Below are 18627 nucleotides of genomic sequence, written 5' to 3'. Positions count from 1 at the left end.
GGAACGACCATGTATACAGTAGACTTGAATGCAGACCTCGGGGAAAGCTACGGCAACTATTCGATCGGCAATGATCGTGAGATCATCCCGCTGATCTCATCGGCAAACGTCGCCTGCGGCTTCCACGCCAGCGACCCGTCGGTCATGCTTGAAACCGTCCAGCTGATCAGAAAAAGTGGAACCACCGGTATCGGTGCCCACCCCGGATTCCCTGATCTGATGGGATTCGGCAGAAGATATATGGATATGTCGATGCCGGAAGTGCACGCAATGATGGTGTACCAGCTCGGTGCACTGGATGGTTTCTGCCGTATGGCGGGGATTGAAATGAACCATGTCAAACCGCATGGTGCGCTCTATAATGCAACGTTCAACGATATGGAATTGGCCGAAACAATCGCCCAGGCAGTGAAGGATTATAACCCAGCGCTCAAGCTGATGGGGCTGTCCAATCAGAACCTGGTGAAGGCGGGTGCATCAGCTGGTCTCGCAGTCCGCCATGAAGTTTTCGCCGATCGGGCGTATGAGGATGACGGGACGCTCGTCAGCCGCAGAAAAGAAGGGGCCATGATTACAGATACTAAAGAAGCCGTCAGCCGCGTTGTACGCATGGTCAAGGAAGGCAGAGTGGAGAGCCTGAACGGCAAGGATATCAGCATTCAGGCCGACAGCATCTGCGTCCATGGTGACGGAGAGAAAGCGCTCGAGTTCGTCAAAGAGATCAGAAGACAGCTCGAAGCTGAAGGCATCAACATCCAAACAATGTAGGAGGTTCGGTTATGGAAAACAAGCCAAAAATGACTGCAGTGCAGCGGCGTCTTTTATTCGGTGCGATATTCCTGATGGCAACATCATCCATCGGACCGGCATTCCTGACACAGACGAGTGTGTTTACCGAACAGTTCCTGGCAAGTTTCGCATTCGCCATTCTCGCATCGATCATCATTGATATCGGTGCCCAGCTCAATATATGGCGGGTGCTCAGTGTGTCCGGAAAGCGGGGGCAGGATGTTGCCAATGCGGTATTCCCGGGTCTCGGCTACGTGATTGCCTTCCTGATCGTCCTCGGTGGATTTGCATTCAACATCGGCAACGTCGCCGGCGCAGGGCTCGGATTCAATGCCATCTTCGGCTGGGATCCACGCATCGGTGCGGCAATTGCCGGCATCACCGCCATCGTCGTATTCCTGCTGAAGAATGGCCGCGCGGTCATGGATGTCATCATCCAGGTTCTTGGTGTGATGATGATCGGCATTACAGCATTTGTCATGATCCGCTCCAATCCGCCTTATGGCGAAGCGGCCTACCGGGCAATCCTGCCGGAAGAGCCGATGACACTCTTCCTGCCGATCGTCACCCTTGTCGGTGGTACAGTCGGCGGCTATATCACATTTGCGGGTGCACACCGTCTGATTGAAGCAGGCGTCACAGGACCTGAAAACCTCGGGTTCGTCAGCAAGGCGGCCAACTACGGCATTCTGACCACCGGTGTCATGCGTGTGCTGCTCTTCCTGGCCGTCCTCGGTGTCGTTTCCGGTGGTGTGGCACTCGATCCCGAGAATCCGCCGGCTTCCGTCTTCCAGATTGCGCTCGGGGATATCGGCATGCAGATATTCGGAGTGGTGCTCGTTGCTGCAGCCCTGTCTTCCGTCATCGGGTCCGCCTACACGAGTGCCTCCTTTCTGAGATCGCTCCATAGAGTGTTTGATGACTACAACAACGTTGTCATCATTACATTCATCGTCATTTCAACGCTGATCTTTACATTTGTCGGCCGTCCGGTCACACTGCTGATTCTTGCCGGTGCCTTCAATGGACTCATTCTGCCATTGACACTCGGTGCGGTGCTCCTTGCTTCAAGGAATAAGAAGATTGTCGGCGACTATCGTCATCCGACGTGGATGATTGTTTTCGGCATTGTCGCTGTTGTCGTTACAATTGTTGCGGGTATCATTTCACTCCAGGGTCTGCAGGACCTCTGGACAGGATAAGGAGGGACGAACATGGACGTGAAACAGTTGAGGGAGGAAATCAGAAACGGCACATTCAACCGTACAACTTCCGGTGCCGCCGGCAACAAGGTCCAGGCCAATGTTGTCATTCTGCCGAAATCCTATGCCTTCGATTTTCTGCTTTATGCTACGAGAAATAAAAAAGCCGTCCCTGTCATTGAAGTGATGGAGGATGGCAAGGTTGAAAGTATGTATGCCGAAGGCTCCGACATCCGGATGGATATCCCGAAGTACAATATCTACAGGGAGGGTGTCCTGACTGAGACAGTGACGGATATCAAAGACTACTGGCAGCCTGACTTCGTCACCTTTCTGATCGGCTGCAGTTTCACTTTTGAACAGGCGATCCTTGAAGCAGACATTGAAATGAAGCATATTGCCGAAGGCAGGAATGTTGCGATGTACAAGACGGATATTGCGACAGCGCCGGCCGGTGTATTTTCAGGCGAACTGGTCGTGTCGATGCGTCCCTTCAAGAAGTCACTGGTGGATAGAGTGTCCGATATTACGGCACAGTTCCCGAATATGCACGGCAGGCCGGTGCACTACGGAGAACCATCCGCCATCGGTGTCACGGATATCAAGACACCTGAATACGGCGAACCGGTGGATATTGGGGAAGACGAAGTGCCTGTATTCTGGGCATGCGGGGTGACCCCTCAAAACGCAGCGCTCAATGCCAAACCTGAAATCATGATCACTCATGCGCCGGGTCATATGTTCGTCACCGATATGCATAACGAAGACTTCAAGGAAACTTGAATCTTCTTTTCTTCAGCGGAATTTTGGAATTTGACCAGAATTCCGTTAAATTCAGCTTTATTTCCTACCGGTTTTATAGGTATAATAGCTACAAAGAAGAGAGGGTGGAAAAATGAAGAAAATATATATGTTTTTGTTCGTCTGCATTCTGGCACTTGCAGGATGTACAGATGACAGCAATGTTGATGATCAGGCTGCAGAGTCGGGTGATCCGAGCATGGGTGGAGAGGATATCGGTTTCAGCCTGCAGGCATTGCCGAGCTCCCTGGACCCGCATGCAGCCAACGATGGCTACTCGCTTTACGTCATGATCAATATTTATGAGACACTGGTCAGAATGAACGAAGACCTCGAACTTGAACCAGGTCTTGCAGAATCGTATGAGCAGGTGGATGATACGACATGGGAATTCAATCTGCGTGAAGATGTGACCTTCCATGATGGCAGTCCATTCAACGCCGAAGTGGTCAAGGCCAATCTCGATCGTGTACGTGATCCTGAAGTCGGTGCACCTCTCGAGTTTCTATTCACTGAAATTGAAGAAGTGGAGATTGTAGATGACTACACTGTAAACATCCATACCGCAAGACCATTTGCGGCGCTGCCGGCCCATCTGGCACACCCGGGTGGTAATATGATCAGCAAGGAAGTCATCGACCGCGACTACGAAAATATGGAGGATGGCGGCCAGCCTCTTACAGAGGTCAATGCCGATCCGGTCGGTACCGGATTCTTCAAGTTTGAGGAAATCGCAGAAGGCGACCACATTACACTGACACGTAATGAAGACTACTGGGGCGAACCGGCAAGTCCGGCTTCAGTAACATTCAAGGCTGTTCCGGAAGATGGTACGAGAATTGCAGAACTGTCGACAGGAGATGCCGATCTCATCTATCCGGTGAATCCGAGTGATGTCGAACGCATCGACGAAACGGATGGGGCGAGAGCCGAGCGTCATGAAAGTGCAAGCATGTCATATATGGGCTTCAATGTGGAAAAAGAACCATTTGATGACCCGGATGTAAGACGTGCCATTGCAATGTCGATCGATAAGGAAGCCATCATCAATGAGATGCTGGAAGGTATCCCGGCTGTCGCCGAGACACCGCTCAACCCGACGGTGAATGGCCATAGTGATGACCTTGACCCGATCGAATATGACAAGGAAGCAGCCCAGGAACTGCTTGATGAGAGTGGCCACGGTGACGGCTTTACAGCTGAAATCGTCGTCAGTGACCGGACGACTGCGGATATTGCCACATACATCCAGCAGGAACTGAGTGATCTTGGCATCACGCTTGAAATCAACCAGATGGAATCCGGTGCCTATCAGGAATATACAGCCAATGGTGAGCATGACCTCTTCATGGGCAGCTGGGGCACGGTGACACTCGATGCGGACTATGGACTCTATCCGATGTTCCACTCCGACAACCATGGTGCACCAGGGAACCGCACTCGATTTGCCAATGATGAAGTGGACAGTCTATTGGATGCGGCAAGAGCGGAGACTGATGAAGCAACCCGCATGCAGCAGTATGCTGATGCGCAGCAGATCATCATCGATGAAGCGCCGCTCGTACCGATCTACCATTCGGTGCTGCTGGCAGGCATCAATGATGACCTTGAAGGCTACTATCAGTATCCAAGCAGCTTCCCATATCTTAAAAATCTCGAATAGACATGCGCTCCCATCTTTAGGATGGGAGCTTTTATTATAATCTGGTATAGTTGAGTGGATATCAGGTACATGAAAGGATGAGAGCATGAAGACATTGCTTCTGACGGGGTTTGAACCCTTTCTGCAGTTCAAGGAGAATCCGACGGGTACAGTCGTGAAAGCTTTTGATGGGGAAATCATCGGGGACTACAAAATAGTGGGACGGGTCTACCCGGTCGTATTCGATAGAATCAACGACTTGATTGCTGGAGACATCGAAGCAGTCCAGCCAGACGCGGTCGTCAACCTCGGACTCGCAGGGGGCAGGCATACGGTACATATCGAACGTATCGCCATCAACTGCATCGACGGCCGGACGGACAATGCCGGATTCAACCCGGATGGTGAAAAGATTGATGGATCCGGACCGGATGGCCTGTTTTCTACACTGCCCATAAAGCGTCTGGAGAAGGCACTCAAGACAAATAATATACCTGCAGACATTTCAAATACCGCAGGGACGTACTTATGCAATAATCTGATGTATACGACTCTCAATATACTGAGACAGAAAAATCTGGATATACCGGCCGGCTTCATCCATGTGCCTGCACATCACGAAATCGGAGTGGAAATCGGTGTTCCAAGCTGGTCCCAGGACGATATCAACAAAGCAGTCGGCATCATATTGGGTAATATATAATCACTTGAAAATATAGGAGGATGATCATGGAACTCAGGCGTGTAGAAGATTATGATGCAATGAGCATGCTAGCAGCGCGTATTGTGTTTGAAAGAATCGTCAATTCCGAGCGTCTGGTGCTCGGACTGGCAACAGGATCAACACCGGAGGCGATGTATGATCACCTCGCAGAGATGCTTAATAGAGATAAGATCGACCTGTCCCATGTATATACTGTCAATCTGGATGAGTATGTCGGTCTGGCAGACGACCACCCGCAGAGCTATCACCAGTATATGGACAATCTGTTCTTCAGCAAGGTCGATATTCCCTCCGACCACACGTTCCTGCCGAACGGTGCAGCAGAGAGTCTGGAAGCGGAAGTCGAACGCTATGAGCTGCTGATCGAGGAACTCGGCGGCGTCGATCTCCAGATTCTCGGCATTGGCAGAAACGGACATATCGGCTTCAACGAACCCGGCACCTCCTTCGATTCCAGAACACATGTCGTCAATCTGACAGAAACGACAGTGAACGACAATGCAAGATTTTTCGATACGGTGGAGGAAGTGCCGAAGCAGGCCATTACAATGGGACTCCACACCATCATGAATGCCGAATCCATCCTGCTGCTTGTATCCGGGGACGAAAAGGAAGAAGCACTCGAATGCATGATCGACTGCGAGGTCTCGGAAGAACTGCCGGCGACCATATTGCAGACACATCATGATGTGACCGTCATTGCGGATGATGAAGCGCTCGAATAGATAAAAAGTATTGAGATATTACAGTTTCCAAGTCTATATAATCTTTATGGGGTATAATTACCATAAGGAAGGGAAGTGGACGTCTTGATGGCGCTGATTATTATCGCAGGTTCAATCCTACCCGCTCTGGCCGTGGGCTACCTCATCCAGACTGACAGATGGAAAGAAGTACGTAAGAAAGATGAATAGACATTTTAAATAAGAGGCATGCCATATCGGCATGCCTCTTATTCGATAATCTATTCTTTTCTGATACGCTTCAGATTCTTGAATATGCCACTGCTTGTCGACAGTACGCTGTTTCTGTAGATGCTTGCGGCGAGCCAGATGGCGAGTATGATTGAAACAATCAGGATCGCGACACCAATCAGCAGTGTGATCTGGCTTGTGTCTTCATTGATTGCCCGAAGGGGCATGACGAATGGGGTGAAGAGTGGGAAGTAGCTCGATATTTTGACGAGCATGTTATCCGCGCTGCCCCATACGTTGAAGATCGCAATATAGAATCCTATGAGTGAGAACATCGTTACCGGCAAGAGTGCCTGCTGGAGGTCTTCCATACGGCTGATGAAGGAGCCGAGCAGAGCAGAAATGGACAGGTACAGTACAAGCCCGAGAATCAGGTAGATGACTGAGTAGACGATCATCGTCAATGTCTGATCATCAGACTCGAGTCCGAAATCGGAAATGATATCACTGAAGTCGAACAGCTGGATGGCAATAACGATGGCAATGAGGAAAATACCAAGCTGTGTCAGACTGACCAGAATCATTGCGCTGATCTTGGCAAGCAGGTGCGTAACCGGCGGCACACTGGAGACAATCATCTCGATGACCCTTGAAGTCTTCTCCATGGCCACCTCTGTGCCGATCTGACTGGCATAGTTGATGATGATGAAGAACATGACGATGACTGTGACATAGAATATGATTGTGTTCAGCATATTGGTTTCGAACATTTCCTCTTCAGGAGTGGCGGCTTCATCTACTTCGGCCTCTTCGGGACCTGAGGCGATATCATATGTAATCTCAGGTGGTGTATTCAGTCGTTCCGCTTCCTCCGGCGATAGATTCAATGCCTGGATGGTATTTGTGCGCTGCAACTCACCAAGCGCCATTTCAATATCATTCATCTGGTCGCCGGGAATCTCCTGGTCGGCTGCCAGAGTGAAGGATAGCGGTTCTGTGCCATCGATAGTAAGCAGTGCTTCTGCCGCACCGATTTCCCCATCATTCTCCACGACATCGATATCCGATTCAAGTGCGTTCATGATAGCTTCGAACTGGGTCATGAATGCTTCGTCGCTCTCGACCTTGATGGTCGTCAGTTCTTCGGATGAATCGAAAATGCCGATGATCTTGTCGAAATTTGCCCCGATGAATATGAGCAGGACGATGATGAGGGTACTGATCATGAACGATTTTGCACGGACTTTGGACAAGTACGTCTGTGAGAAAGTAGCCATGAACTTATTCATAGTTTGTACCCACCTTTGAAATGAAGATATCGTTTATGGAAGGTTCATTGACCTGGAACCTTTTGAAGTATCCAAGTTTGACGATTTCATTATAGATCGGTTCTGCATACGATTCGTTTTCAATTTTAAGTATGATCTTCTTTCTGATCTGTTTCATATCGATGACACCCGGCATATTACGGAGGAAATCGACATCATGATCGCCTTCGATGATGATCTCCTTCTGGCCGAAGTCGCTCTTGATCTCATCAATGTTGCCGCTGATCACCTGCTTGCCTTTGTTCAGGATGCACAATGATTCGCACAGCTCCTCCACATGCTCCATGCGGTGGGTACTGAAGATGATTGTCGCGCCCTCACGGTTCAGGTCCTTGACGGCAGTCTTTAAAATTTCCACATTGACCGGATCAAGACCGCTGAACGGTTCATCGAGTATGATCAGTTTCGGATCATGGATGATGGATGCGATCAGCTGGATCTTCTGCTGGTTTCCTTTTGATAGCTTTTCAATACGTTTGTTGCGGTTCTCAGGCACCCCGAAGCGCTCGAGCCATTCATCAAGCTTTTTGTCAATCACCTTTTTCGACATGCCTTTCAGCTGGCCGAGATAGCGGATCTGCTCTTCGACTTTCAGTTTCGGATGAAGACCACGCTCCTCGGGCAGATAGCCGATGTCGTTTGTCACGTCGTAGTCGATCTTCTTGCCGTTATAGGTGATCTTGCCGGCGGATGGTTGAAGCAAACCGAGAATCATGCGGAATGTCGTTGTCTTGCCGGCACCGTTGCCTCCGAGAAAGCCGTACATGCTGCCTGATGGCACATTCAGGTTGATCTCGTCGACAGCAGTTTGGCCGTTGAAACTTTTGGATAGGTTTTCTAACTCCAGTGTCATGGTTTTACCTCCTCTAACAATCTACAGTCATTTTACCATAGAGCATTGAGGTGGGATAATATATACTGGATGAATAGAGAACTAAAAATGAATGGATGATATTGATATGGATACTAAGACCTCCCTGAAAGATTTCGTTGCACTTCTTCGGCAGACGCGTCTGAACAAGGGACTGTTCGCAACAGGAATCTTCCTGACACTGATTGGTACCATCGGGTCTCTCATCGTGCCGCTTCTGACCCAGAGCTTCATAGACGGCTACGATTCCGAACTGTTTTCAAATGGACTCATCGCCCTCATCATCGTGGTTTTCGTATTGAGTGCCGCTCTTGACGGGGTGGCCTATTATATTTTGGCAAGAATCGGCCAGACAATCATCCTGAGGCTCAGGGAACGTGTCTGGGAAAAATTTCTCAAGCTGCCGATCCGCTATTTCGACCAGACGAAGAGCGGGGAATCGGTCAGCCGGGTCGTCAATGATACGGCCATCATCAAGGACCTGATCACAAGCCATTTTCCACAGCTGATCAGCGGCATCATTTCCGTCATCGGTGCCGTCGTAATCCTGTTTGTGCTCGACTGGCGCATGTCCATGATCATGTTCATCGCAGTGCCGGTATCCATTGTCATCATTTTGCCACTCGGAAGGAAAATGAGCCGGATTTCCCGTGCACTCCAGGACGAAACCGCTGCATTCACAGGTGTCATACAGGAGACGCTGAGTGAGATGCGACTTGTAAAATCATTCAATGGTGAAGCGTTCGAGCGCAACAAGGGCCAAAGAGGCATCAGATCACTTTATGGATACGGCATGAAGGAGGCGACGATCAATGCCTTTCTCTCTCCGATCATGAGTACAGTCATGATGTTCGTCATCATCCTGATCATCGCCTATGGCGGTGTCAGGGTTGCAGAAGGGACACTCAGCATGGGGACCATGGTGGCTTTCCTGCTGTACCTCTTCCAGATCATCATGCCGATGACGATGTTCGCCATGTTCTTCACCGAATACAACAAGGCACTCGGGGCCACGGAACGGATCATCGGGATACTCGACAAAGAGGAAGAGGATGAAGATGAGAGCGTGTCTGGCGAAGTGATCGACTTCAATACATTGACATTCGAGGATGTGGCATTCGGCTATGAGCCAAGCAAGGAAATCCTGCACCGGATCAGTCTGACTGCCAGCAACGGCCAGAAGGTGGCTTTTGTCGGACCGAGCGGCAGCGGCAAGTCGACCATCTTTGCACTGATCGAAAGGTATTATGATATAGATGCCGGCAGCATAGCAGTGGACGGCACCGATATACGCAATATCCCATTGAGCACATTGAGGCGCCAGATCGGCTATGTTGCACAGGAGAGTGCCATCATCTCCGGTACCATCCGTGATAACATCACCTATGGACTCGGAGAGGATGAATATACGGATGCGGACGTCGACCTGGCTGTCAGACGCTCCTATTCCCATGAGTTCATCGAGATGCTTGACCAGGGACTCGACACGGAAGTCGGGGAGCGCGGCATCAAGCTGTCCGGAGGACAGCGCCAGCGTATCGGCATTGCCCGGGCATTTCTGAAGGATCCGAAACTGCTCATGCTGGATGAAGCGACAGCGAGCCTTGACTCGAGGTCCGAAAAATTCGTCCAGGAGGCACTCGATGACCTGATGCAGGGGCGGACAGTACTTGTCATCGCCCACAGGCTGTCCACCATCATCAACTCGGATCGTATCTTCTTTCTTGATAATGGCCACATTACAGGGGAAGGGACGCATCATGAACTGATGGAGAACCATGCGATGTACCGTATTTTTACAGAACAACAATTTGGATAAAGTGAAGAGGAATAAGTAATGCGCCAATTATATGAAGTATTTCAGCCGGTGATTCCGGTATTCATCCTTCTGTTCATCGTCGTCATCATTGCGGCACTGTTCATCAACAGCAAAGCCGGATATCGGATGGACAGCATGAAAAAAAGAATGGATTTCATCGTCCATATCGGTCTGATGATGACGGTCATCGGCATCCTGCTGCTGACACTGCTGCCCAGTTCAAACCCTGAAAAAGTGACCCAGTTTGTGCCTTTCTACAGTATCCTGGATACGTTTGAGTATGCCGCGGACTACGCCATCATCAACTCCATAGGGATGAACATCCTGCTGTTCGTGCCTTTCGGACTGTTCATGTACCTGTTTTGCAAAGATGAATTTCTGACCACCATCACCGCCTGCCTTTTTTCGATAGCGGTGGAAGCACTGCAGTATTTTCTGCCGATTGGCCGCATTTCCAATGTGGATGATGTGATTCTGAATACAGTCGGCGCCATCATCGGCATGGTGATCGGGGTTTTATTCTCAAAATTGGGAATTGTTTATTACTTCTTTGGAGCGGGTAAGTGGAGTAATAAGGACTAAGGGGGGTATGTCGCATGCATAATAAACTGAAGAGCCTCGAGCGCATCAGATTGCGCGACGATGAAGTCATCGGACCTGAACTCGTAGGCACCATCGAGTATGAAAAGAATGGATTCCATTCCTTCTATGGCGCCATCATTCCGACAACAGAAAGGGTATTTGTCAACATCAGGCATGAGGATGGGATTGACAGCCATCCGGTGGAATACAGCGAAATCTCAGGCATAAGTACTGAAAATCTGCTGATGGTGGGAAATATCGTCCACATATGGATTGGCAAAGAAATCAAGATCAGCATGAAAAGTGTATCTGACGGGAAGCTCGACAAATTCCTGAACTTCCTGTATAAATACAGGTCCCGCCAGCTGCGTCTTGATTCTGATGCATCGATGGGCAGCACCCAGAAGGCTGGGTAGGTACCATTCGGAAAAATCGGGCAGAGGCCCGGTTTTTTTATGTCCTCATTCATTTTCTTTGAAAAAATCATTCGTGTATAATGAGGGTGAATCAGAGAAAGAGGATGAAGGAATGAAATTAAGACTATTATTGGTGGTCATGCTCGTATTTGTCATGTCGGCATGCAGCAGCTTCAGAGAAACAGGCGTTTCCGAAGACGGCTCGATCCGGCAGATCATGACGGAACATACCGAACAGATTGATATACCATCCGACCCTGAACGGGTCGTACTATTGCGCACAATTGATGCTGGCAATGCGGATCTTCTCGGCAGCAATGTTGTCGGCGTGAGTAATATCGTCGAGGGCACCCAGCTATCAAAAGCGCATCTTGATGACGATATCACCTATCTGGAGCACGGGGATATCGAGGCGCTCGAGGCATTGGATCCGGATCTGATCATCACGTTCGCACCGGATGAATATGTTTTCCAATATCAGGAAATTGCGCCGACGGTGCAGATGAGCTATGGTGCATCACCATTCAGTCCGTTTCGTGACAGGCTATATCTGACGCATCTTCATAACCTTGGTGTCGTATTGAATAAGCAGGCGGAAGCGGAAGTTCTGGGTGACGACTGGCTCGAGGAGACGTCCCGGCTCCAGCGCGGGGCGGGCGACACTGTCATTGATAGTCGGGCACTCGTCCTTGTGGAGGCATCCGGTTCATACTATATATATAGCAAGTATTCCGCGTTCGGAACGGAAGCGGTATATGATGTGCTCGATTTCCAGATGGATCCGTCACTTGAAGAGGCGCTGCGGGACGGACCGTTTGAAGTGGCGCTCCGCAACCTTGATGCGTACGAAGCGGATTACGTTTTCGTCAATACGACAGATATGGATAGTGGTGTGGACGGTGAGATTGCAGACGTGATGGGAATCCCGCAGGAACATGTCATCATGCAGGATTACGCGGACTATCGCCTGAACGATCTGATTTCAATCGAAATGCAGACAGAGGCCATTATAGAACAGATCAAACCATAGGAGGGCACAATCATGGCACAGTACAGCGTGTTTCCCGAGGAGTTCGGATACTACTTTTCAGAAGGCAGTTTTGAGAGGATCTACAAGCAGACAATAAAGGATTTCCAGCTTCAGATGGGCCTTGATACTTTTGTCGAAGCCGCCCGCGAGTTCAATCATGACTCGGGTGATTTCAATCTGAAACACTCGAACCAGCTGGAGCCCGGAATAAAAAGGTACCAGTGGGTGAATGCTGAGGAGAGCCGCATGATCACCGTCGCCTACAACAGCAGTGGTGAAATCATCGGTATCCAGTTCGACAATTACGAGAAGTTCACATCGGACAGGGGGACGTCGATCAACACATATCGCCTGCCGTTTGAAGGCGAATGGTTCGTGCTGTGGGGCGGTAACGATGCCTTCCTGAACTATCATTATCCGTATGCCCACCAGCGGTACGCCTATGACTTCATCCGTAAATCTGGTGGTTCAGCATTCGATGGGGATGAAGGATTGCTCGAAGTCTATCATGCATTCGGTGCTCAGGTGGTAACACCAAGAGGCGGGGAAGTGATCAGAGTGGTGAATGATGTAGAGGACAACCTGCCGCATTATCCCAACATGACTGTGCCCGAGGGCAACCATATCATCATCAGCCACGGCTACAACGAGTATTCACTGCTTGCCCACCTGAGGCGGAATTCAATCACTGTTGCAGCAGGTGACACCGTCGAGGCTGGGACGAGAATCGCCCAGTGCGGCAACAGCGGGGCGTCCGATACACCGCATCTTCATTTTCATGTCATGGATGGCAAGGATCCTTATGCCTCGCAATCAATACGCATCCAGTTTGCGGAACTGCGTGAGCCGAGACAGGGTGATACGGTCAAAGGCAGGAGTGGCCGATGATCATCAGGGCAGAGGGACCGTTCGACTATGCACTGAACTATGAATTCATGGCCCAGCAGGATGACTGCCTCTACCGCACCGGCGGCAATGCTGTCAGAAAAGCGGTATCCCTGGATGGCAACCGTGTACTGCTTGAAGTGAAGGAAGGACCAGAAGACGCTGTCCGGGTGGATATTCTGGTGAACGAAGGTGCTCTGGAATCCGATATAGAGCGTTACGTTACGGAATGGCTGGACCTTGACTATGATATGACCGCCTTCTATGACTTTGCCAGTGGGGACCAGCGGCTTGCTGCCATCGTGCAGGAACTGTATGGTTATCGCATGATATGTACACTCGATATGATGGAAGCACTGACATGGTCGATCCTCGGCCAGCAGATCAATATGAAATTTGCTTTCATTCTGAAGCGCCGGCTGGTCGAACATTTCAACCATCACATTGAATTTGAAGGGGAAAAATACTGGCTGATGCCTGCTGCCGGGGAACTACTTTCACTCGATGTCGAGTTGATGCGCGAAATGCAGATTTCCTACAGGAAAGCCGAATACCTGCACCGCTGTGCCAAGGGGATTGAAACAGGTACACTTTCAAAGGACCATCTGCAGCGTATCGGAAGCTACCAGGACGTACTGGATCATCTGACCAGTGTAAAAGGTATCGGACCGTGGAGTGCCAATTCCGTACTGATGCGTACTTTGAAGTTCAGAAATGCTGTTCCGATCGGTGATGCCGGTCTCAAAAATGCAATCAGAATAACCGATAGGCTTGAAGAGAAGCCAAGTCCCGGCTATATCCGCTCAGTAACGGATGGATGGGGAGATAATGGGGCCTATGCCACCCTGTACATGTGGCGTATTCTCGGCTAGCAGATGAAAAAGAGCCAACCATAAATTATGGTTGGCTCTGGATATGTGTCAGGCTATCTGCCATTTTCGTTTTCCCTGCGCAGGACGAGCACGAGGGACACCATGCCGACGATCAGCAGACCAACGATCAGCAGACTTTGCATTGACGGATCGATGATGCCATCAAGGAAGACGTAGATGGCGAATAGTGCGATGATGGTCAGGGTGAAATTCAGCCATTTCAATGTATTTCTGTTCATTCAACTGCTCCTTTAGAGTAAGCGTGCTCGAGTTTCTTTAAAAGCACTTTTCATAATGGTATCATACTAGTGAAGTATAATTCTAAAGAGGAGGCTTACTAATGAACTATATTATGAGTGTGCAGCTACTTCCTCATCACCCGGGAGCAAAAGACCTCTACAGCCACGTTGGTGGTGCGATTGAAATTATCGAGCAGAGTGGGCTGACCCACTTTGTAGGTCCGATGGAAACGACGGTCGAGGGCAGTATCGATGAGCTGATGAATCTGATCAAGAAATTGAATAACCATCTGGCAAGTGAAGGATGCGACAAAGTCATTTCAAATATCAAACTGATCCAGTCCACTGAAGAAATCAGAATCAAGGATATTCTTGGCGAATATTATGAGTTTGATGACGAAGAATAAAAAAACGGTCTGTACAAAAGTACAGACCATTTTTTATTTGATGGGTTCGCTTCTTATATGGAAGCGAACACCGCGTGGGCCTTCTACACTGAACATGCCGCCGATGCCTTCGACGACATCGAGCGTCAGACGTGTATGCTTCCAGTATTCATACTGGCGGTGGTGCATGTAGAAGGGTACACCTTCGACTTCACCGAGCTTCACGTCGGCAGCCCCGATCATCATGGTGCCTTCTTTCAGGCACATCGGGCTTGATCCATCGCAGCAGCCACCGGACTGGTGGAAGATAAGATTCCCGTGTTCTTCCTTCAGATCCCTGATTAGTGCTTTCGCCGTTTCTGTCGCGTCAACGGCATTCAATGTTTCCATTTAGAAGAATCCTTTTGGTGATTCGCCATAACTGATGAGCAGGTTTTTGGTCTGCTGATAATGACTGAGCATCATGAGGTGGTTCTCACGACCGATACCGCTCATCTTGTAGCCGCCAAATGCTGCATGGGCAGGGTAGTCATGGTAGGTGTTCACCCATACACGCCCGGCCTGGATGGCCCGGCCGAATCTGTAGGCCTTATTTTGTGAGCGTGTCCACACACCTGCACCAAGACCATACAATGTATCGTTGGCAATGGCGATGGCTTCGTCATCATCTTTATAGGTTGCGACAGCAAGTACGGGACCAAAAATCTCTTCCTGGAAAATTCTCATCTTATTATCGCCTTTGAAAATGGTGGGCTCGAAGTAGTATCCACCTTCGATATCCCCGTCCACTTCCTTGACGTTTCCGCCTGTAAGTACTTCAGCACCTTCTTTTCTGCCGATATCGAGGTAGGAACTGATCTTCTCCTTCTGTTCCTTCGATGTTTGTGCGCCCATCATCGTATTGACGTCGAAAGGGTTGCCGACCTGGATCTTCTCGACGCGTTCGATGACACGCTTCATGAATTCATCGAAGATGTCCTCATGGATGAGTGCGCGGGAAGGACATGTACAGACTTCTCCCTGGTTGAGTGCGAACATGACGAGGCCTTCGATTGCCTTATCGAGATAGCCATCATCCGCCTCCATGACATCCTTGGCGAAGATGTTCGGTGATTTTCCGCCGAGTTCAAGTGTGACGGGAATAATATTCTGGCTGGCATTCTGCATGATGATGCGGCCTGTCGTCGTTTCTCCGGTAAAGGCGAGTTTATTGATCTTGTCATGTGTCGCCAGTGCCTGGCCAGCTTCCGACCCGAAGCCGTTGACGATATTGACGACGCCTTTCGGAATCAGATCCCCGACAAGCTCCATCAGGTGAAGTATGGTTGTTGGCGTCTGTTCGGCCGGTTTCAGTACGACAGAGTTGCCTGCTGCAAGCGCCGGTGCAAGCTTCCATGTGGCCATCAGCATCGGGAAGTTCCATGGAATAATCTGTCCGACGACACCGAGCGGTTCATGGAAGTGGTAGGCCACTGTATCGTCATCAAGCTGGGAAATTCCGCCTTCCTGGGCTCGGATGGCGCCAGCGAAATATCTGAAATGGTCGACGATGAGCGGCAGGTCTGCGTTAAGCGTCTCTCGGACTGCCTTGCCGTTTTCGAACGTTTCAAGGACCGCCAGTTCCTCGAGATTCTGTTCCACACGGTCTGCAATCTTCAGCAGGATGTTGCTGCGCTCGGTCGGGGAAGTCTTGCCCCATGATTCCTGGGCTTTGTGTGCTGCTTCCACTGCCTTGTCGATATCTTCCTGTGTAGAGCGGGGAACTTTTGAAACCACTTTTCCGATGACAGGCGACTCGTTGTCAAAGTACTCTCCATTGACCGGCGGCACCCATTCCCCGCCGATATAATTCTCATACTGCTCCTTGATCTTATACTGCGCATCTTGTTTGTTTGGAAAGTCGAATACCATTATGCATACCCCCTGTTTAATGTAGTTCCATTTTATTCGAATGTTCTGTTATTTGCAAGCGCTTTCAATTATTGGATTTGGTTTCAGGTGGAAATTGAATTATAATGATCTTACAGTCAATGAGCGGAGTGATGGAATTGGGAAAATGCCCCTACTGTAACCATGAATGGACATATAAGGAAAAGCTTCTCGGCTATGCACTGAAGCCGCGTACACGGGTCAGGTGTCCGCACTGCAGAGAGTATCTTGAACCGTCGACTTTGACGGTCATCTATGACTACATCGCAATACTTGGTATCGCGCTGATGGTTTTTCTGCTCATCCCGATCATGAGGCTGCCGGTCTCCTTGTCGGTAATATCGAGTGCAGTGCTGCTGGGCATCTATCTGGGCGCGTTTCTGCCTTTCACTGTGCGTTTCAAAAGGTATCGCTATAATATGGGAGATTAGAAGATGGGCCTCGGGCCCGTCTTTTTTTGGTCAACTTGCTTATATTATTCAGTATGATAGTCTAATATAGTGCTTCTAATCGATAGTATAAAATTACAAGAGGTGATGACATGAAAAAGTATCAATTGATGGATTGGCCGACTTTTCTGGTATCACTGTTGATTTTGATATCAGTGGTCGTGCCGCTCATTGCATTTCCCGAAGCAAGCCGAGATACCATTCTGCAGCTGAACGAATGGGTGACTACGGGACTGGGGGCCGTCTACCTGGCTATAGGTCTTGCAGTATTTTTCTTTGTTCTCTACATAGCATTCGGGAAATATGGACAGGTGACACTTGGAGAGGAGTCCGATGATCCGGAATTCGGCACATTCAGCTGGGCAGCGATGCTCTTTTGTGCAGGCATCGGCTCCAGCATTTTGTACTGGGGAGTCATAGAGTGGGTCTATTATTATCAGGCACCCCCTTTCCACCTTGATCCTGGAAGCGAAGAAGCAATCAATTACGCTTCTTCATACGGCATTTTCCACTGGGGACCGATTGCATGGGCAATATATGTACTTCCTGCCTTGCCCATTGCCTATTCCCTGTACGTCAAAAAAACGCCAATATTGAAAATCAGCCTGGCCTGTGAACCATTGCTTGGAAAATATACGAGGAGATGGCCCGGCAAACTGATCGATGTTCTTTTCATCTTCGGTCTACTGGGTGGTGCAGGAACAACACTGGGTCTCGCCACCCCAATGATTGCAGCCGGCATGGAGTCCTTGTTCGGAATTGATGGGGAGGGGACGACACTTCGGGTCGGTATATTGATTACAGCAACTGTAATCTTTGCAGTCAGTGCCTATTCAGGACTGAAACGTGGAATCAAAGTGCTCAGTGATATCAACCTGTGGCTGACTTTCCTGCTGCTTGGATTCGTCTTCATCGTCGGGCCGACGGTATTCATAATGGAGACGACGGTTTCCAGTGTCGGTCTTATGCTCAGGGATTTCTTCAGAATGGCTACATGGCTTGAACCGTTTGGCGGCTATAATGGTGTGCCTGCAACATCCTTTCCACAGGACTGGACGGTATTCTACTGGGCATGGTGGCTCGTCTATGCACCATTCGTCGGCCTCTTTATTGCACGTATTTCAAAAGGGCGCAGACTGAAGGAGGTCGTGCTTGGTACATTGCTCTATGGCACATTGGGCTGTGTACTTTTCTTCGGTATCCTTGGGAACTACGGATTATGGCTTGAACTTTCCGGTACGTTCTCTGTAACTGAAGTGCTCAATGATGAAAGTGGTGAAGCGGCAATCATGGCCATCATCGGCCAATTGCCATTCGGCAAGGTCACGACAGCATTATTCATCATCACTGCACTCATCTATCTGGCAACAACATTCGATTCTGGTTCCTATATTCTTGCAGCGACAACGCAGTCCGAAGTGGAGGGGGAACCATACAGATGGAATCGCCTGTTCTGGGCATTTGCACTATCCGTATTGCCGTTCTCACTGATGCTCATCAGCGGTGAGGATTCGCTCGGGCTTCTGCAGACGGCTTCGATCGTTGCAGGGGCACCACTTATCGTCATATTCACCATGCTGATGATATCGTTCATGAAGACGCTCAGTGATGATAGGATCAAACTCGAAGAAAGACACAGAGCACATAAGGAAAAAGAAAGACGCACCCTTTCCATTACTCACGCAAAGCGTGATAAATGGTGGGAGTAGGAGAAACCTGCGGAACTATTAAGCCCCCTTCAAAGTACAT

General features: G+C 49.6%; 20 protein-coding genes. 15 read left to right on the top strand and 5 right to left on the bottom strand.

Annotation, left to right across the window (positions count from 1 at the left end; genetic code table 11):
- Nucleotides 1–9 precede the first annotated feature (9 nt).
- From GQ671_RS11980 to nagB, 6 genes are all read left to right on the top strand, one after another.
- The gene (locus GQ671_RS11980; protein WP_160657512.1) at nt 10–768 is read left to right on the top strand and encodes a LamB/YcsF family protein; all 759 of its coding nucleotides are present in this window, start codon (nt 10–12) and stop codon (nt 766–768) included.
- A gap of 11 nt (nt 769–779) precedes the next feature.
- On the top strand, nt 780–1991 hold the full coding sequence (locus GQ671_RS11975) for an NRAMP family divalent metal transporter (RefSeq protein ID WP_160657510.1): 1212 nt from the start codon (nt 780–782) through the stop codon (nt 1989–1991).
- 12 nt (nt 1992–2003) lie between these two features.
- A complete protein-coding gene (locus GQ671_RS11970; RefSeq protein ID WP_160657508.1) occupies nt 2004–2774 on the top strand; it encodes a putative hydro-lyase in 771 nt (256 codons plus the stop codon).
- 112 nt (nt 2775–2886) lie between these two features.
- Entirely contained in the window at nt 2887–4455 is a 1569-nt protein-coding gene (locus tag GQ671_RS11965; RefSeq protein WP_160657505.1) for a glutathione ABC transporter substrate-binding protein, read from the top strand.
- Between the two features lie 85 nt (nt 4456–4540).
- Nucleotides 4541–5137, top strand: coding sequence for a pyroglutamyl-peptidase I (locus tag GQ671_RS11960; RefSeq protein WP_160657503.1), 597 nt, complete (start codon nt 4541–4543; stop codon nt 5135–5137).
- 26 nt (nt 5138–5163) lie between these two features.
- Entirely contained in the window at nt 5164–5883 is a 720-nt protein-coding gene (nagB, locus tag GQ671_RS11955) for a glucosamine-6-phosphate deaminase (RefSeq protein WP_160657501.1), read from the top strand.
- A 239-nt stretch (nt 5884–6122) separates the two neighbouring features.
- Here the strand turns inward: nagB and GQ671_RS11950 are convergent, their stop codons facing one another.
- Both GQ671_RS11950 and GQ671_RS11945 read right to left on the bottom strand, forming a co-directional pair.
- On the bottom strand, nt 6123–7361 hold the full coding sequence (locus GQ671_RS11950; RefSeq protein WP_160657499.1) for an ABC transporter permease: 1239 nt from the start codon (nt 7359–7361) through the stop codon (nt 6123–6125).
- Nucleotides 7354–8253 (bottom strand): ABC transporter ATP-binding protein, encoded by a 900-nt coding sequence (locus tag GQ671_RS11945; protein WP_160657497.1) that lies wholly within the window; start codon nt 8251–8253, stop codon nt 7354–7356. The genes GQ671_RS11950 and GQ671_RS11945 overlap by 8 nt, the downstream gene beginning before the upstream one ends.
- Before the next feature lie 106 nt (nt 8254–8359).
- Between GQ671_RS11945 and GQ671_RS11940 the strand changes: the two genes are divergently transcribed.
- The 6 genes from GQ671_RS11940 (at nt 8360) to GQ671_RS11915 (ending at nt 13875) form a co-directional block, all read left to right on the top strand.
- A complete protein-coding gene (locus tag GQ671_RS11940) occupies nt 8360–10090 on the top strand; it encodes an ABC transporter ATP-binding protein (protein ID WP_160657493.1) in 1731 nt (576 codons plus the stop codon).
- 18 nt (nt 10091–10108) lie between these two features.
- Nucleotides 10109–10672, top strand: coding sequence for a VanZ family protein (locus tag GQ671_RS11935; RefSeq protein WP_160657491.1), 564 nt, complete (start codon nt 10109–10111; stop codon nt 10670–10672).
- A gap of 14 nt (nt 10673–10686) precedes the next feature.
- Complete coding sequence (locus GQ671_RS11930; RefSeq protein WP_160657489.1) at nt 10687–11088, top strand: PH domain-containing protein; 402 nt, start codon at nt 10687–10689, stop codon at nt 11086–11088.
- A gap of 112 nt (nt 11089–11200) precedes the next feature.
- Nucleotides 11201–12118 (top strand): ABC transporter substrate-binding protein, encoded by a 918-nt coding sequence (locus GQ671_RS11925; RefSeq protein WP_160657487.1) that lies wholly within the window; start codon nt 11201–11203, stop codon nt 12116–12118.
- A 12-nt stretch (nt 12119–12130) separates the two neighbouring features.
- Nucleotides 12131–13006 (top strand): peptidoglycan DD-metalloendopeptidase family protein, encoded by an 876-nt coding sequence (locus GQ671_RS11920; protein ID WP_160657485.1) that lies wholly within the window; start codon nt 12131–12133, stop codon nt 13004–13006.
- A complete protein-coding gene (locus GQ671_RS11915; RefSeq protein WP_160657483.1) occupies nt 13003–13875 on the top strand; it encodes a DNA-3-methyladenine glycosylase family protein in 873 nt (290 codons plus the stop codon). The genes GQ671_RS11920 and GQ671_RS11915 overlap by 4 nt, the downstream gene beginning before the upstream one ends.
- 53 nt (nt 13876–13928) lie before the next feature.
- Here the strand turns inward: GQ671_RS11915 and GQ671_RS11910 are convergent, their stop codons facing one another.
- Nucleotides 13929–14114, bottom strand: coding sequence for a hypothetical protein (locus GQ671_RS11910; protein WP_160657481.1), 186 nt, complete (start codon nt 14112–14114; stop codon nt 13929–13931).
- Between the two features lie 101 nt (nt 14115–14215).
- Between GQ671_RS11910 and GQ671_RS11905 the strand changes: the two genes are divergently transcribed.
- Nucleotides 14216–14521: a thiamine-binding protein gene (locus GQ671_RS11905; RefSeq protein ID WP_160657479.1), complete on the top strand. Its 306-nt coding sequence runs from the start codon at nt 14216–14218 to the stop codon at nt 14519–14521.
- A gap of 33 nt (nt 14522–14554) precedes the next feature.
- Here GQ671_RS11905 and GQ671_RS11900 read toward each other — a convergent pair whose 3' ends face one another.
- The gene (locus GQ671_RS11900; protein ID WP_160657477.1) at nt 14555–14890 is read right to left on the bottom strand and encodes a DUF779 domain-containing protein; all 336 of its coding nucleotides are present in this window, start codon (nt 14888–14890) and stop codon (nt 14555–14557) included.
- Nucleotides 14891–16411: an acetaldehyde dehydrogenase ExaC gene (gene exaC, locus GQ671_RS11895; RefSeq protein ID WP_160657475.1), complete on the bottom strand. Its 1521-nt coding sequence runs from the start codon at nt 16409–16411 to the stop codon at nt 14891–14893. It abuts the gene before it with no gap.
- A gap of 104 nt (nt 16412–16515) precedes the next feature.
- Here exaC and GQ671_RS11890 point away from each other — a divergent pair, with 104 nt between their 5' ends.
- Both GQ671_RS11890 and GQ671_RS11885 read left to right on the top strand, forming a co-directional pair.
- Nucleotides 16516–16860, top strand: a complete 345-nt coding sequence (locus GQ671_RS11890; protein ID WP_246153258.1) for a hypothetical protein — start codon at nt 16516–16518, stop codon at nt 16858–16860.
- Nucleotides 16861–16970: 110 nt separating this feature from the next.
- Complete coding sequence (locus GQ671_RS11885; RefSeq protein ID WP_160657472.1) at nt 16971–18587, top strand: BCCT family transporter; 1617 nt, start codon at nt 16971–16973, stop codon at nt 18585–18587.
- The last annotated feature ends 40 nt before the right edge of the window (nt 18588–18627 follow it).

Origin of the sequence: Salinicoccus hispanicus, assembly GCF_009831115.1 — a bacterium.
Taxonomy (GTDB): Bacteria; Bacillota; Bacilli; order Staphylococcales; family Salinicoccaceae; genus Salinicoccus; species Salinicoccus hispanicus.
The sequence above is the reverse complement of the archived record's forward strand: the minus strand, read 5'-3'. Positions and strand labels throughout refer to the sequence as shown.

Coding starts and splice junctions, on each gene's coding strand:
- GQ671_RS11980 (WP_160657512.1), top strand. CDS start 10: ATGTATACAGTAGACTTGAATGCAGACCTCGGGGAAAGCTACGGCAAC.
- GQ671_RS11975 (WP_160657510.1), top strand. CDS start 780: ATGGAAAACAAGCCAAAAATGACTGCAGTGCAGCGGCGTCTTTTATTC.
- GQ671_RS11970 (WP_160657508.1), top strand. CDS start 2,004: ATGGACGTGAAACAGTTGAGGGAGGAAATCAGAAACGGCACATTCAAC.
- GQ671_RS11965 (WP_160657505.1), top strand. CDS start 2,887: ATGAAGAAAATATATATGTTTTTGTTCGTCTGCATTCTGGCACTTGCA.
- GQ671_RS11960 (WP_160657503.1), top strand. CDS start 4,541: ATGAAGACATTGCTTCTGACGGGGTTTGAACCCTTTCTGCAGTTCAAG.
- nagB (WP_160657501.1), top strand. CDS start 5,164: ATGGAACTCAGGCGTGTAGAAGATTATGATGCAATGAGCATGCTAGCA.
- GQ671_RS11950 (WP_160657499.1), bottom strand. CDS start 7,361: ATGAATAAGTTCATGGCTACTTTCTCACAGACGTACTTGTCCAAAGTC.
- GQ671_RS11945 (WP_160657497.1), bottom strand. CDS start 8,253: ATGACACTGGAGTTAGAAAACCTATCCAAAAGTTTCAACGGCCAAACT.
- GQ671_RS11940 (WP_160657493.1), top strand. CDS start 8,360: ATGGATACTAAGACCTCCCTGAAAGATTTCGTTGCACTTCTTCGGCAG.
- GQ671_RS11935 (WP_160657491.1), top strand. CDS start 10,109: ATGCGCCAATTATATGAAGTATTTCAGCCGGTGATTCCGGTATTCATC.
- GQ671_RS11930 (WP_160657489.1), top strand. CDS start 10,687: ATGCATAATAAACTGAAGAGCCTCGAGCGCATCAGATTGCGCGACGAT.
- GQ671_RS11925 (WP_160657487.1), top strand. CDS start 11,201: ATGAAATTAAGACTATTATTGGTGGTCATGCTCGTATTTGTCATGTCG.
- GQ671_RS11920 (WP_160657485.1), top strand. CDS start 12,131: ATGGCACAGTACAGCGTGTTTCCCGAGGAGTTCGGATACTACTTTTCA.
- GQ671_RS11915 (WP_160657483.1), top strand. CDS start 13,003: ATGATCATCAGGGCAGAGGGACCGTTCGACTATGCACTGAACTATGAA.
- GQ671_RS11910 (WP_160657481.1), bottom strand. CDS start 14,114: ATGAACAGAAATACATTGAAATGGCTGAATTTCACCCTGACCATCATC.
- GQ671_RS11905 (WP_160657479.1), top strand. CDS start 14,216: ATGAACTATATTATGAGTGTGCAGCTACTTCCTCATCACCCGGGAGCA.
- GQ671_RS11900 (WP_160657477.1), bottom strand. CDS start 14,890: ATGGAAACATTGAATGCCGTTGACGCGACAGAAACGGCGAAAGCACTA.
- exaC (WP_160657475.1), bottom strand. CDS start 16,411: ATGGTATTCGACTTTCCAAACAAACAAGATGCGCAGTATAAGATCAAG.
- GQ671_RS11890 (WP_246153258.1), top strand. CDS start 16,516: ATGATCTTACAGTCAATGAGCGGAGTGATGGAATTGGGAAAATGCCCC.
- GQ671_RS11885 (WP_160657472.1), top strand. CDS start 16,971: ATGAAAAAGTATCAATTGATGGATTGGCCGACTTTTCTGGTATCACTG.